This window comes from Bradyrhizobium sp. DOA9 (assembly GCF_000617845.2).
In the GTDB taxonomy this organism is placed as follows: Bacteria; Pseudomonadota; Alphaproteobacteria; order Rhizobiales; family Xanthobacteraceae; genus Bradyrhizobium.
The window spans coordinates 99,572-113,828 of record NZ_DF820426.1 but is presented as its reverse complement, the minus strand read 5'-3'; the positions used below and the strand labels follow the sequence as shown (position 1 = coordinate 113,828).

General features: G+C 60.5%; 12 protein-coding genes. 1 reads left to right on the top strand and 11 read right to left on the bottom strand.

The window, feature by feature from the left end; genetic code table 11:
* Positions 1–37 precede the first annotated feature (37 nt).
* The 4 genes from BDOA9_RS33855 to BDOA9_RS33840 all read right to left on the bottom strand — a co-directional run bounded on the left by BDOA9_RS33855 (position 38) and on the right by BDOA9_RS33840 (position 4,692).
* Positions 38–1,384, bottom strand: a complete 1,347-nt coding sequence (locus BDOA9_RS33855) for an MFS transporter (protein ID WP_082847953.1) — start codon at positions 1,382–1,384, stop codon at positions 38–40.
* 103 nt (positions 1,385–1,487) lie between these two features.
* Positions 1,488–2,273 (bottom strand): enoyl-CoA hydratase-related protein, encoded by a 786-nt coding sequence (locus BDOA9_RS33850; RefSeq protein ID WP_025038386.1) that lies wholly within the window; start codon positions 2,271–2,273, stop codon positions 1,488–1,490.
* Between the two features lie 47 nt (positions 2,274–2,320).
* Positions 2,321–3,085 (bottom strand): enoyl-CoA hydratase/isomerase family protein, encoded by a 765-nt coding sequence (locus BDOA9_RS33845; protein WP_025038385.1) that lies wholly within the window; start codon positions 3,083–3,085, stop codon positions 2,321–2,323.
* Positions 3,082–4,692: an acyl CoA:acetate/3-ketoacid CoA transferase gene (locus tag BDOA9_RS33840; protein ID WP_042337109.1), complete on the bottom strand. Its 1,611-nt coding sequence runs from the start codon at positions 4,690–4,692 to the stop codon at positions 3,082–3,084. The genes BDOA9_RS33845 and BDOA9_RS33840 overlap by 4 nt, the downstream gene beginning before the upstream one ends.
* A 293-nt stretch (positions 4,693–4,985) precedes the next feature.
* Between BDOA9_RS33840 and BDOA9_RS33835 the strand changes: the two genes are divergently transcribed.
* Positions 4,986–6,035 carry a LacI family DNA-binding transcriptional regulator gene (locus BDOA9_RS33835; RefSeq protein ID WP_025038383.1) on the top strand — a complete coding sequence of 350 codons (1,050 nt, stop codon included), beginning with the start codon at positions 4,986–4,988 and terminating at the stop codon, positions 6,033–6,035.
* 146 nt (positions 6,036–6,181) lie between these two features.
* On the opposite strand, the gene BDOA9_RS33830 is transcribed toward BDOA9_RS33835, so the two are convergent.
* From BDOA9_RS33830 to BDOA9_RS33800, 7 genes are all read right to left on the bottom strand, one after another.
* Positions 6,182–7,348: an LPD7 domain-containing protein gene (locus BDOA9_RS33830; protein ID WP_025038382.1), complete on the bottom strand. Its 1,167-nt coding sequence runs from the start codon at positions 7,346–7,348 to the stop codon at positions 6,182–6,184.
* On the bottom strand, positions 7,332–9,278 hold the full coding sequence (locus tag BDOA9_RS33825; RefSeq protein WP_025038381.1) for a type IV secretory system conjugative DNA transfer family protein: 1,947 nt from the start codon (positions 9,276–9,278) through the stop codon (positions 7,332–7,334). The genes BDOA9_RS33830 and BDOA9_RS33825 overlap by 17 nt, the downstream gene beginning before the upstream one ends.
* Positions 9,244–10,275 (bottom strand): P-type DNA transfer ATPase VirB11, encoded by a 1,032-nt coding sequence (gene virB11 / locus BDOA9_RS33820; protein ID WP_025038380.1) that lies wholly within the window; start codon positions 10,273–10,275, stop codon positions 9,244–9,246. Before virB11 ends, BDOA9_RS33825 begins: the two co-directional genes overlap by 35 nt.
* Entirely contained in the window at positions 10,272–11,417 is a 1,146-nt protein-coding gene (virB10, locus tag BDOA9_RS33815; RefSeq protein ID WP_025038379.1) for a type IV secretion system protein VirB10, read from the bottom strand. The genes virB11 and virB10 overlap by 4 nt, the downstream gene beginning before the upstream one ends.
* Positions 11,418–11,428: 11 nt before the next feature.
* A complete protein-coding gene (gene virB9 / locus BDOA9_RS33810) occupies positions 11,429–12,280 on the bottom strand; it encodes a P-type conjugative transfer protein VirB9 (RefSeq protein WP_025038378.1) in 852 nt (283 codons plus the stop codon).
* Positions 12,277–12,948 (bottom strand): virB8 family protein, encoded by a 672-nt coding sequence (locus tag BDOA9_RS33805; RefSeq protein ID WP_025038377.1) that lies wholly within the window; start codon positions 12,946–12,948, stop codon positions 12,277–12,279. The genes virB9 and BDOA9_RS33805 overlap by 4 nt, the downstream gene beginning before the upstream one ends.
* A 351-nt stretch (positions 12,949–13,299) precedes the next feature.
* Positions 13,300–14,166, bottom strand: a complete 867-nt coding sequence (locus tag BDOA9_RS33800) for a type IV secretion system protein (RefSeq protein WP_256375439.1) — start codon at positions 14,164–14,166, stop codon at positions 13,300–13,302.
* Positions 14,167–14,257 lie beyond the last annotated feature (91 nt).

Below are 14,257 nucleotides of genomic sequence, written 5' to 3'. Positions count from 1 at the left end.
GCGCTTCGGCGCAGGTCAGAACATCAGAGCCCGAACCTCAGTCGCCGATGTAGACGTGGCCGCGCTTCTTCGCGGCGTGATAAACAACGACGCTCAGCACCGCGACCACTGAGCCATAGACGGGAAACATCCACGCCATATTCGCGTGCTGCAGCCACACCAGCAAATAAGGTGAGGTGCCGCCGAACAGAGAGACCCCGAGCGCATACCCAACAGCGATACCCGTCGTTCGAACGGCGCGCGGCATCAGCGTAGTTGCGATGAAATTGTAGAGCGCCATGTTGAAGCCGACGATAGCGCCTCCAAAGACCATGACGAAGAAGAAGGTGGAGATGCCCTTCTGCGAATAAAGCAGCGTCAGAAAGAAGCACGCGACGAGCAGCAGCCGCAGCAGCGTGAAGGCGCGCGAGGGTCTGACCTTGTCTGCAAACGCGCCAACGAAGGGAGCAGTCAGGATCCAGATCACGCCCATCAAGGTTGTAATGCCATAGACCCAGGTGCTGTTCTCCTTGAACACACCGTTAGCCAGGTTCGGCAGTCCGGCATTCCAGGCATAGTTGGCAATCTGAACCGCGCCGACGACGAGGATGACGGCGAGCAGCGAAAGCCGTACGCTCCAGAGCGTCTTCCACACACCCCCTGTGGTCTCCTGAGTCCGCGACAGTTCGTCACGATGCATGACCTCCTTGATCAATGTCTCCGGCAGTTTGCTGCGCAGATAAATGATCAGCAGACCAAGCGCTCCGCCGACCGCAAAGGGAAGCCTCCAGGCCCATTCGTGCATTGTTTCGGATGCGACGGATGCACTCACCAGGAAGGCGACCAGGCTGGATGAAAAGACACCGAGCTGGATGAACGTGCCACTGATCAGACCGAGATATCGTCCCTCTTTGCCGGGAGGTGCAAGTTCGATCGCGATCGTGTTGGCGACACCCGCTTCGGCGCCGGTGGCGAGCCCCTGGATCAGGCGGACGAGCAGCAAGATTACCGCGGCTGCGACCCCGAGATCGCGATAGCCTGGGAGCGCGGAAATCAGCAGCGAGCACACTGCCATTGCAGTGATAGAGATCATCATCACACGCTTGTGGCTGATGCGGTCGGCAATGGGCCCGAGTATCGCGGCCCCAATCGGTCGCGCGAAGAAACCCGCGCCATATACGGCAAGCGCGGCGAGCAGCGACGTCGTGGGATCATTTGAGGGAAAGAAGAGCGGCGAGAGAAAAGCAGCCATCATTCCATAGACCGTCCAGTCGTACCACTCCAAGGCGACGCCACCGCCCAAAGCTATCGTCATGCTCGTTGTGGCAACCTGCTTTTCGGGAGGGCGTGTTGGCGCCAGCGGTTGCGGGGAAGCTGTCGCGATCGGTTCGACGATAATGCTCATTGATTCCCTCCAACTATCTTTATGAAAACGTTTACATTTCGGCGCGAACGATGCATTTGGCCGGTGTCAATAACCCAGGCGCCGAGGGTCTTGAGCGGCTCGCTCAACGTCCGGAGAATACTGCTGGCCGCTTCTGGACGAATGCAGCCATGCCCTCCTTCTGATCTTGGGTGGTAAACGCGTATCGGATCGCGCGCCGCTCGATCGCCAAGCCGGCCGACAAAGGTGTCTCATAGGCTGCCAGAACAGATTCCTTGGCTAAGCGCGCCGCGATCGGCGCCCTTTCGGAGATGACACGCGCGATTGCGAGCGCGCGTGCGAGCACCTCGGTTGCCGGCAGCATTTCGGAGGCAAGTCCCGCTGCCATCGCCTGTTGAGCGCTGATTGGCTCCCCCGAGAGAACCATCTGCATCGCCAGTGATTTGCCTACCATCCGCGTCAGGCGCTGGGTAGCGCCATCGCCCGGCATAATTCCGATCGTGATTTCTGGTTGTGCAAGCATGCTGTCGTCTGCGACTAGCAGGATGTCTGCCAGCATCGCAAGCTCAAGCCCACCGCCAAGGCAGACGCCGCGGACGGCCGCAATGAGCGGCTTTGGAAAGGCCGCGATGCAATCCCATGCTGCCTGCCTTTCGGGGTCGTTGAGCGCCTCGAAGCCGAGCTGCTGCATTTCCTTGATGTCAGCGCCAGCAGAGAAAGCGTGCTCGTCGCCGGTCAGAACCACACATCGCACGGTCTCGTCAGTTCGCGCGGTGCGGAGCGCATGGGCAAGCTGGCCCAGCAGGGCCGCACTCAGCGCGTTTCGTTGCCTCGGCCGATTGAGCCGTAGCAGAACTATGGCTGGATCAGGCCGCTCGACGACAATGAGGGACTGAGACGGGTAATTCATATCGTTTCCCGAAAGCGACTGATGTAAGGAGCCGTCATGTAGCTAACCTAGGCGCCGGCGCCCTTCCTCGGAAGAAAGCGATTCAAATTCGCTCTCGCAGTCTCGTGAAGAAAGTCCTGGGCAAAGGAGCGGTTTGCCAAATCGTCCATGACTTCTGCTCCCGCAGTTACAGAAGTAGAGAAGAACTGCTTCGTGGTCAGCACCGCGTGAGGCGGCATTGCCGCTAAACCTCTGGCATAGCGCAGCGCCGTCTCGCGGGCCAGCTCAGCCGGAGGAGAGAGCATGTCGGCAAGTCCCAAGCGATGAGCCTCCACGCCATCAATCGCGGTCGGGCTCCAGCTCAGGGAGCGAGCCGCAAACGGTCCGACGCGTGCAGCCAACGTTTCGAGGCCAAAGCCTGGCAACCAGCCTAGAGACACTTCCGGCAGATGCCACCGCGCCAGGGGCCCCGTTACAACAACGTCGCACGAAACCGCCAGCATGAAGCCGCCGCCCAAGGCAAATCCATCGACAGCACAGACGATGGGCTTTTGGACAAGAGCCAGAGAGCGCACAAAGGCGCCCAAACGGCGGTTCAAATCAAAGGTGGCGTTGATGTCGCCGGCTGAAAAATCCTTCAGGTCTGCACCGGCTGAAAAGCCGGGCCCATTCCCAGCTAGCACTATGACGTTGACGTCCTTGTTGCCGGCAGCATTGCCTACGGCTTCGGTCATATCCGACAGGATATCTTCGCCAAGCGCGTTGCGCCGCTCGGGCCTGTTCAGCGTTAGGATTTCAACCTTGTCCTCGAACTCTCTCGATACGAATTTCACGTCAGCCGCTCCATAGGCAGATCCGCGGCTGAGTGGAAGCCTGCCGCCAGATGCATCGGCTCATCTTTAAATATCCGCGCATCCATCAGCTTCAGATCTGGCGAAATGGCGACCTGGAATTCAATGTTCGCCAGCACGTGTTTTTCGAGTGATACGCCAGGCGCAATTTCGGTTAGCATTAGTCCGTTCTGCGTAAGCTTGAACACGGCGCGCTCGGTGATGAATACGACCTCTTGCTGGCGTTCTTTCGCAAAAGCGCCGCTGAACGTGATCTGGTAGACGTCCCTGACCCATTTCTTGACCGTTCCCTCATCCGCAATAACGAGAGAGCCGCCGTCGGGATATGCCTTCAATCCACGAGCTGTTAGAGTGCCGGAGAAGACAACTTTACGAGCACCCTGACTGATATTTATGAATCCGCCAGGCCCGATGATCTTGTCGCCAAAGCGGCTCACATTGACGTTGCCGTGCCGATCAACTTCTGCGGAAGATAGGAACGCAATGTCGAGCCCGCCTCCATCGTAAAAATCGAACTGATCCGGTTGTGGCGCGATCATGTCGTAGTTCGTGCCAGCCCCGGCATCCTGGCCAGGCGCCGGGATGCCGCCGATCACTCCCTGCTCCGCCGTCAATGTAACCGACCGGTATATGCCTTCTTCGGCGGCTACGACCGCAATTCCATTCGAGACGCCATAACCGATGTTGACCGTCGCCCCGGGAGCGAGCTCAAGTGCCGCGCGGCGTGCGATGACCTTTCTCAGATCGAACGGCAGAGAGGCTATCTTGCCGTCCGGCACGCGCATTTTGCCCGCATAGGCGGGGCTATACTCGGTGGCATAAGTCTGGCGCTGGTCGGGATCGACGACGAGGTAATCGACAAGAACGCCGGGTATTCTTACTTCGCGTTGATTTAACGTATTGGAAGCGGCGACCCGCTTGACCTGGACGATGACGATTCCCCCAGATCGGCGGGCTGCGGCCGCAATCGACATGCTTTCGCCAACATAAGCCTCGTCCTCAAGCGAGATGTTCCCCTTCTCGTCCGCAATACTGCCTCTCAGGATCGCAACCTGGATTGGGAAGGTCTTATAGAGGAGGTACTCTTCTCCTTCGATATCGACAACCGAGACCATGTCCTCTTTGCTGCGCTCGCTCTGCCTGCACCCACCGATGCGAGGATCGGCGAACGTCCGGAGCCCAACCTTCGTGATTACGCCGGGGCGTCCGGCTGCATTCTCTCGAGCAAGCTGAGCCAGCACTCCCTGAGGGAGGGTGTAAGCTTCGATTTCATTGGCGAGCGCCCGTCGTCCAAGCGCGGGGCAATTGTTTAAACCGCTCGCGACAACTCGGCGAACCAGCCCAGGCGCTGCCAACTTGTTGAATCCGGTGGTGGCCCAGTCGCCGATGGCCACCGTCCCGACCAGCATCAAGTTGTTAGGAGATGCCTGCTCGGAATGGACGTCGCGAAGCGCATCGATGATAAGCTCTGGAATGGCGACCCCAGCTGATCCGCCGACATAGACGCAATCGCCATCGCGGATGAGCGATACGGCTTGCTTTGCCGTAATGATGGGCACTTCACCCGTTCGTTTGTCCTTCGCTCGCATGCCCTCTCCACAACCTTGCTGCTGGCGCAACCCGTTTGCAGGCGTGAATTCTGCCTCGAATCTGCACCTGTCGCTCCGCATCTCTGACCACGGTGCGGTCTGAAAAGGTTTACATCATTGCGACTGACGAAGCAAGAGAAAGTGCCTGGGGTGGAGAAAAATCTCTGGAAGTCGCTGGAAATAATCGGTTTTTTTCTAATTTATCTGTTCCGTCCCTCCTCTTCCTATGGTAACGATTTCAATTGGGCTGACCGGGGCAGTCTCTGTGACTGCGCGAGAGGATAAACGGACCGATGGCTTTGGAAAAAACGAGCCGCGTTGAGCAAAGGCAATCACCAACCGTCGTCGAAATAGCCAAGCGCGCTGGCTGCTCTATCGCCACAGTTTCTCGTGTCTTGAACCGGCCGGAAACCGTCGCGATCGATCTGAGAGAACGCATTCTGCATATCGTTGATGAGTTGGGTTACGTGCCCAACGGATCTGCACGCGCGCTGCGATCCTCGCGCTCCCGTCTGATCGGCTTGATCGTTCCGACCCTGGATAGCGCGATCTTCACCAGAATGCTGGAGGGTCTGGAAAGCCGGCTGGCGCCAGCGGGCGCATCGCTAGTCTACTCTGCAACAGGTTACGATCTCGATCGAGAGATTCGCGTCGTGCGTAATCTCATCGAAAAAGGCGTTGATGGCATTGCACTCGTGGGCAACTACCATCGAAAGGAAACCCTCAAGCTGCTCCGCGAACACAAAGTAAGATTTGCGGTAACCTACGCCCTCTCGGACGATGTTTCCATTCCATCTATGGGTTTCGACAATCGCGCCGGCGGCGCTTTGGCGGCGAACTACCTCGCAGACCTAGGTCACAGAAATTTTGGCGTCATAGCTGGTGTAACGCGCGAAAATGATCGTGCATCTGGTCGCCTTGAAGGCTTCCTGGCTATGGCTGAGCGCCGTGGAATCAGCCGCTCCAATATTGTCGTGGTGGAGTCGCCTTACGAGTTCAGCCGCGGCCGAGCCGCAGCCAAAATCATTCTCAATCAAAATCGGAATGTAACGGCGATATTTTGTGGTAGCGATGTGCTCGCCGTCGGGGCCTTGCGCGGCTGCAGGGATGCAGGGCTACGCGTACCTGAAGATATGTCGATGATCGGTTTTGATAATCTCGATATTGCCGAATATCTCACCCCGGGCCTTACGACGGTCGACGTCCCGGCTCGGCTGATGGGCGAGCAGGCAGCCAACTACTTTTTGGCAGATCAATCTTCGCTCGATATTCACTCTAGAGTGGAGCTGGAAACGCGATTGATCGTTCGAGAGTCAACCGCGCCTGCAAGAATTCGGCAATAACAACAGCGCGATCACGCGTGGTTGCTCGGTCCGTTTTCCGCCATCGGAGAGTTGAGCGGAACGTACCGTTTGGTCGCGACGGTTGATTGTCTTCGGGGTTTACTCTCCCAAAAGCCCGGTTCGGCCCATTGATTGACCTCGTGCATTCAGCGCGTACGCTCACGTATTCTCGCGCGTTCACCACTTTGAGTTATTCGGATCTCCCTATCGTCTTCCGACGGATGACGATCTCGAACCGGTTCCATGACTTTTGCCCGCGAAAACGAATGCCCGTTCTCCAGATGCTGGGCCATGCGCTCCTTGGCGAAAGCCATAATGTTCTGTCGAGCATTCTCATCGTTCGGCAGAGCGCGTTCGACAAGCTTGTTGATGACGGCAATCTGGGATTTGGCCGCGAGCAGGTCGGAATCATGCGCGCCAGCCGATCGTTCTCCACGGCGTGCCTCAACCGTCACACTCCACATGTCGCGCCACATCTGGCGCTGTTCACTGCGAGCGATTCCAGTGGCGTCGTCTATGGACTTGATCGCCCTGATGACGGGTACGACGTTATCTCGTCGCAGCGAGATGCGATCGCCAGGCCTAGCGCCACTATCTGCGACGTCGTTTACAACGCCGGCGCCCCACACCTGATGCCGCCGGCCATCGTCCAGTTCGATGGCTACATAGGTTGACGGCTCCGCGTCGGGGCGGTTGCGGTAGGGGCCAAAACCGACCTCCAGCAGACGTCCGGAAACGCCTTTGTCGTAATCAAGCCTATCCGCCTGCGCTGGCTTGGCGGAGCCCGAACGAGCCTCCGCATCATTAGTCCGGGCCTGTGCTCGATTCCATGCGCCTCGTCGGTCGGCGAGCGCCTGGCCATCAAGCTCGTTTGGTTGATAGCCTTTCACATCCATCCCGCGCGCGCTCGCCTCGAGCCAAGCCTCGCGTCGGAACTCGACAGAACCACGGACGTGAAGTGCCTCCCACTGGCGGTGTTGCGCCACGCTGACCATGTCCCGGATCACTTCTGCGGCGGCTATGCGGGTGACCAGGCGATCATCAGTTGCCTTGAACGCAAGGTACTCTTTCCGCTCATCGGCATAGAGCCGCGCCTCGCGGTCGGGTCCATCCTTTTGGGACTCAGTGGTCACCACGTAATATTTCCGACGGATGCGGTCCGGAAAAGCACTATCGGTGACCTCCGCGGATGAAGGCTTGTTGGGGGCTGTTCCTATGGACTCGGCGTCCCCCTTGTCTCCGGCGGAAGCACGCCCCGCGCGAGGTTGCCGCTCCAGGCTGAAATCCCGGTTCGCCTCATGCCCGTCGTTCATGCTGCTCACCCTTCTGCTTGCGGCTGGACCGTCGCGCCGGCGGGACGGCTTGGGCGTCGATGTAGTTCAGGACCCAGGCTTTCAAGTCCTCCTCAGACAGCCCTTCAAGATCGACGTCCACGTCCCCGAAATCAAAACTGGCATTGGCTGGAATTGTGGAGGGATCGGCCACCTCCTCGTCGGTCATCGGACGGGATCGAAATACCGCGCGAAGCTCGGCGACCTCGGAGCGAAGCTCCTTGATCTCGGCGTCAAGCACTGCGGTCGAGCGGCCTGTCGGCAGCTTTGGGACAGGAGCCGGCACTAGACGTGACAGGAATGCCTTGTCCTCGTAATAGAGGATCTTGTCAGCGATAACGGGCGGAAGGCCCGTGCCGAGGATGAAGGCCTTGGATTTTGGGAGTAGTTTAAGCTCTTGCGGCAGCATCAGGGCGCGCCGATGCTCGGAGACGGTCTCGCTGGTCGACCGCGTTGCCAGCCCCTTCGGCCCGCTGCGGCTCCGCGCTTTCACGGTGTCGTAACCGATGCGCTCGGAGAGTTCATTAGCGACATCCTGTTCTTTCGGCGCGAAGACCACCTCGACGGCATGATTGGTCATGAAGTTGCGGGCCGCATCGATTCCGTAGATTGCGCGCAGCTGCGCCGGGCTCTGAACCACGGTGAGCAGGCGGATGCCGTAACCGGCGATGAAGGCGACGGATTTTGCCAGCACATTGACATTGCCTAGAGCCGGAAATTCATCGAGCAACAACAGCACCTTGCGATTGAGTTTGGAATTCTGTTCCGGCAGCTCGCGGGTATTGAGATCGACCACCTGCTGGAAAAACAGGTTCAGCAGCGGCGCCATGCGGTCGAGATTGTCAGGCGTCACGCCGAGATAGATTGACATCGGTTTTTTCCGCAGCTGCCGCAGGTCGAAATCATTGGTTGTAGTCGCGGCGTCGATGCGGGGATTGAGCCAAAGGCCAAGCCTCGCGGTCACGGTCTTACGCACCGAGTTCATGGTGTTTTCGGAAGCCGCGAGGAAGTCGTTCAATGACGTGATGCAATGTCGCGAGAGTTGCGAGGGGCCGGACTTGCGAGCGGCGATAATTTTCTCGAAGTGTACCTTGAGGTCCGGGGCCGCGGACAGCTGGTGCAGGATCTCGCCGATCGTCAATGGCAAGCCGGGCGTTTCCGCGACATAGCCGCCGATCGCGACAAAGGCCGACCGTGCCGCCTCGAACCAGAAGGGATCGCCGCGGCTCTCGGCCGGAAACAGCATGACAGAGATCCGCTGCAGATCGTCATAGAGGTCCGCGGGATCGCTGCGGACATAGCCCAGCGGGTTGTAGCGGGCGGTGCGACCGTTCTCCTCGAGCGGGTCGAACAGATAGACCTCCTGCCCATGGGCAGCTCGAAATCCGGCCGAGCGGTCCCAGTTCTCCTTCTTCACATCCATCACGACGACTGAATCCGGCCAATTGAGCAGGTTCGGGATGACATATCCGACGCCCTTCCCAGCCCGGGTCGGAGCGTAGACCAGCACGTGTTCCGACCCGCCGAAGCAGAGCAGTGCACCGTCCTTGCGGCCAAGCAGCAGGCCATCTTTGGAGCGCAGGCCAGCGGCCTTGATTTCGCGTTCGGACGCGAAGCGCGCGCTGCCATGAAGCGGGAGAGGACGGTGCCGGAAGATCGCACCGAGCAGGCCAAAGACGACGACCGCGCCCGTGAGGGTCGACAGGGTCAGCCAACGGTCGAAACGGGGGTCGGCGCCGTAGCGGGGCCAGCCGGTGGCGATCTCCGACCAGTGCAGGCCCCCATCGTGAAGCCTTAGCCCCAGCAGCAGCACGTTGGAGGCGACCAGCAGGAACAGCGCGCAGGCGGCGAGAGCGACCGCAAGGCCCTGCGCCGCCCTAACTGAGGTTGTCGCGTTTGCGAACGGGGTCATAGTAGATCTCCGAAATGCGGTAGCGGCCGTCCCGCTTCTGCATCTGGATGACGACGTCGACGAGAAGCAGCAGCAGCGAGCGGATGTCGTCGCGGTGCAGGTCGCGGCCTTCCGCGCTTTCCTTGACCAACAAGGTCAGCTGCTCGAAGGCGAGCCGGGCGCTGTCGGCATGAACCGTTGTGATCGATCCCGGGTGGCCCGAGTTGACGTTTCTCAGATAGAAGAACGCTGTCCCATCGCGAAGCTCCTGGAGCAGAATACGATCGGGCCGCATCCGCAGGCAGGACTCGAGAAGTTCGCGCGGTCCTATCTTGGAGAGCCCCTGCCCATCCTTGGCATAGAGCAGCCGCACGCAATTCTGATGAGGGACGACGAGCTCGGCGGTGTCCTCGATAGTGATGAGCCGCTCGTGTGCCGGGATCGCCGCGATCAGCGCCTTGGACAGCGTCGTCTTTCCCGAACCAGTCGCCCCGGAAATGATGATGTTGCGGCGAGTTGAGACGGCCAACTGGAAGAAGTCGCGCCAGGCTCCGGCTTCTTTCAGGGCCAGAAGCCGTTTCTCGTCGGTTGTGAGTTCGTCATCGGCGACACGGACCTCATCGAACAGTTTTGCCTGCTCAAAGGCATCCAGTGTCATCGTCAAAGCGGACGGCTTGCGTATCGTGAGACTTACGGTGCCTGCTGGCACCGCCGGAGGGACGACTATCTGGCAGCGCTCCTCGCCGATCAGGGTGGTCGAGACCACCGGATGCTCCGGGCCGATGTCCTGACGGGTGTGGCCGGCGGCCGCGATCGCGAGGTGTGAGAGGTAGGCATGCGTCAGAGCTGGCGCTTCGTGCCGGGTCCAGCCGCCGGGGCCTTCCACGAAAATCTCGCCGGGGCGGTTGACGACGATTTCGGTCAAGGATTTGTCCGCCAGAAATGGAGCCAACGGTTCGAGATAGCGCGCCAGCACGAGCCGGCTGCCATCGCCTTCGATGGCGTGTACGGCGCTCACTTTGGCACCACGACCGGGCCTGCGAGGCCCCCGGGAATGGTGCGGTCCAATATCTGGGTCCGAGTCTCGACCCGCCGCAATTGATAGACCGAGGAGAAATCAACATCGCGGGCGACAAAGATGTTGACCAGTTCGCCCTGGTTCTTGTTGAGGGTCGGTGGAATGTTGATCGACTGCTCGACAGCGATGGCTGCGGCGGTGTTGGTGGCGCCGGTGGTGTTGTTGATCTGGATCGAGCTGTCCTGCAGCTGCTGACGCCCGATCGAGCCGGCATCATTGACAACCGACAGCAGGAGCGCCGAGCCGAACCGTTCAAAGAAGTGGGTGTCGATGTCGCCGTCAAACCCGGCGCGGCCCAGCGCATCGGTCGCCGGCGAGGCCAATGCTGCAATGACGCCGGTCGGCGTCTTGGCGCGGGTCCACAGCACGAACAGGCGTTTTGAGCCGCGCCGCACATTGCCGCGATATTCACCGACCACTTGTGTGCCCTTTTCCATCAGCACCACGTTGCCGGAATCCGACATCACGTCCCGCACGACGACGCAGGAGACGAAACCGGCCACGTCCGAGGACATCGCCGTCTCCAGCACGCAGGGGATCGAGGTGCCCTGGGTAATGAGCAGGTTGCGGTTGGGAAGCCGCGCTGCACGCACGCCCTCGATCGGGGTGGGCTTCAGCTTGTCGGCGAGGTCGTTGCGCGGCTCGCCCCGCCCGAACCCATAGGGATCAGTGACGACACTTCCGGTCACGCTGTCGTGGGCCGGGCGTCCAGCGGAATTCGGCCTGTTGTAGGCCAGCACCGGTGCGCGTCGGGCGCTCTCCAGAAGCTGGTCGGAGGCTGGTGCGGAAGCCGCTGGCGTGGCTGGGACCGGCGCGGCTCCAATGGAGGCCGTGGTAACAGGCGCGGCCGGCGCTTCCGGGATAGGCTCGAATGCCGCCGCCTGGCGGATCACCAGCTTCCGGGCGGAATCACTGACCGGCTTATCGCCTTTCCAGGTCCCCCAGATGATCAGAGCGGCAAAGGCGGTGAGCGCCAGCGCACCGAAGCCGCGTTTGAGCATTGCCGTTCGGCCATTGTCCCCTCCGCCCACTGGCGTAATGCCGCGGTCGCCGGCGATCGTCTCATCTTGATGTTCGGTCATATCGCCCTCGCCTATCGCGGCCTTGGGATTAGTGGTGATTTCTTCGCGCGCCGCTCAATCGACGGGCTCGTGGTATTGGTGCCCGGGTTAATTCCCACCGCGTCGAATGCTTCGTTGAAAATGCAAAGCACGTTGTCTCCTTTGCGCAGCCGGAACTCCCGCGCTGTCGCATGAACCACCACGAGTTCGCCGCGGACATCCTTGGGCACCAGGCTTTCCGAGCCATCGGAGTTGATCAGGTAGATCGCCGGGATCTCGCGGTTGCCTGCGAAGCGGAATGTGGTCTCCTTGCCGTCGTCGAAAACGGCTTCGGGCTCGAGGTCGATCGATCCCTGCGCCGAAAAGCGCCAGTTGCGGGCGCCATAGGCGTGCTGCAGGTCGAAGGTCTGATCGATCAGCGCGCCTTCCCGCTCGGCGCCGCGGGTCGCCGCCTCCGCACGTCGACGCTCGATCTCGTCGCCGGGATAGGCGAAGCGGACGACGAAGTAGCTGTCCGCCAGCGTCGTCTCGGCAATCGACAGCTCGAATTGATACGAGCGCTTGCGTCCGTCAGGCCGCGTGGTGACGACCTGCAAATTGGTTGGTGGATGTTTCTCTCGGGGTTTAAGGAACAGGATTGAGCCCGCCGGTGCGACCTCCCATGCAATCGCATCGCCAATCGCGACATGCGCGACCTCCTCATCGTCTGCAAACAACACTTGAGTTGACGCCCGAATCACGCCGTTGACCCTGACCACGTTGGCTGGATCGTAGGTCACGGTTCTCACGCGGGCATCATGTTGACCTGGTGACGGCTGTTGCAAGGCCATTGCCGGCCCCGCGAATCCCAGGGCGAACATCATCAAGAGAGCGATAGACTTCATGGCACGATCTCCGGATCGGCGCGATATTCCGAGACCAGAAAGCCGAGGGGATTGATGAGACGGTCGGCGGAGGACATAGGCGCGTTGGCATAGGTAAACGTCAGGGTCGAGACCCAATGGGTCACGCGCGTTTCCTCGCCCTTGCGGCTCTCTTTCAAGAAGCGCACCGAGGCGACATTGTCGGCCAGGAGCGAGATCGCCTTGATCCGCACGGTCGCCACCCCGAAACGACCCTGAACAACTTGCGGACTTTCGGGATTTGAGCCGCGATACCAAGCCGCGAACCGAGCCTGTTCGCCCTGCCCCGAGAGTAGCGAAATAGTGCGGAAGTTGGTTTCGGCCTCCGGATAGCTGTAACCTTCGCGCGCGCGGACATAGCGGCCGAGGAAATACTTGGTGACGGCTTCATCATAGCGCGCCGGCGTCGAAGTGAGCGCTGATACGGTATCCACGATGCCGGTGGCATTCTCGACCCGAATGACGAACGGCTCGACCGTCTTCAGCGGCGCAAGTGCTGCGACCGCGCCAACCGAGACCACCGCCAATGCGGATGCAGCCGCGGCAATCACCCATGCTGTTCGCCGCGAGCGATGGGCCGATAGCAGCAGATCCTGTTCCCATCGACGCGCATTGTCGAAATAGGCCTTCAGCTCGTCGTGTCCGACCATCTCAGGCCTCCTTGCCGCAAGCGCGGTAGGAGGCTGCGATGGCGGCCTCGGGGTCTGATGCAGCGAGTTTCGTGGAAGGCGCAGCCGGGCTGGTCTCGCCTTTGCGGATGACAGGTGCCGGCGCGGACGGCGGGACCGGCGGCTCCGGCGTGGCTATTGGCGTACCAGTCTCCCAATCCCACAGCGAACGATTGAGTGGCCGCCGAGCTTGGCCATCACATGACGGCGGTCTCTTTGACCAGATGGCGCAGCCGCCAAGCTGAAATCCGATGATGGAGATGATGAATAGTCGACGCCACATCGTTCTGATGCCCTTGTCTGTCTTTCTCGTCTGTTGCCGGCGATGACTGCTTACGCGGCCGTGGTTCCCGTCGATCGCGTGCGCCGCATACTGCCGCCTTGCCGGCTCGCTCGTAGTGCAGCGAGACCGCGGCCGGCCGACCAGCGCGCGCCGGCATAAGCGCCACCGGCTGCGGCCGTGGCGTTGGCGATCATCGGGCTTGTGACCAACCGGCCTGCGAGCGACGCACCGCCCCCGGCGAGACCGCCTGCGATGACCGGCAATTGAAGCGAGATGTACCCGGACAGGCCGAGCACCGCGCTGATGGCGACAGCGGCGACCACCATCTCGCCGGCCGTGCCGGCGTTTGCCGCAAACCTGTCGATGAAGCCGGTGACGGTCGTTAGCATCAACCCGACCAGAGCGACCACCAGCACCAGCAGGATCACGAAATTCGCGACCTGCCGGAGCCAGGCCTCCGTAAACGGCCGCGTGGCCTCAAATAATCCAAGTGCAATGAAGAGCGGACCGAGCGCGATCACGACGCCGAGCCCAACCTTGGCATAGAGCAGGATCGCAAACTGCAACAAGGACCCAACCGCCACAAAGATCAGGAGAATGGCGGCAATCAGGGCCGGAGCCACGTCGGTTATTCCCGCTTGATCGTAGATCTTATTTGCGACGTCGATTCCTTTGGTCAGAAGCTGATCGAAAGGAGCTCCGGAATTTGTGTTCAGTCCCGAGCCCGCCAAGGCATTGCCGATCTCCTTGGGCAAGGAATCAAAGAACAGCCCGGTGACGTATTGCTGGAACGCGCTAGAGTTGGTCGCAAGCAGCACCACGACCACGATCCGCATCGCCCGCCAGGCAAATTCCATGATTGGCTCGGAGATTGCGCCCCGCATCACCGCAAAACCGTAGAGGATGACATAGAGCATCACGGCCGTGCGGAGGGGACCATCAATGTAGGAGGCAAGATTCGATGCCGAAGTCGACACGAATGTCGTGATCGGCTGCTCGAATTCCTTC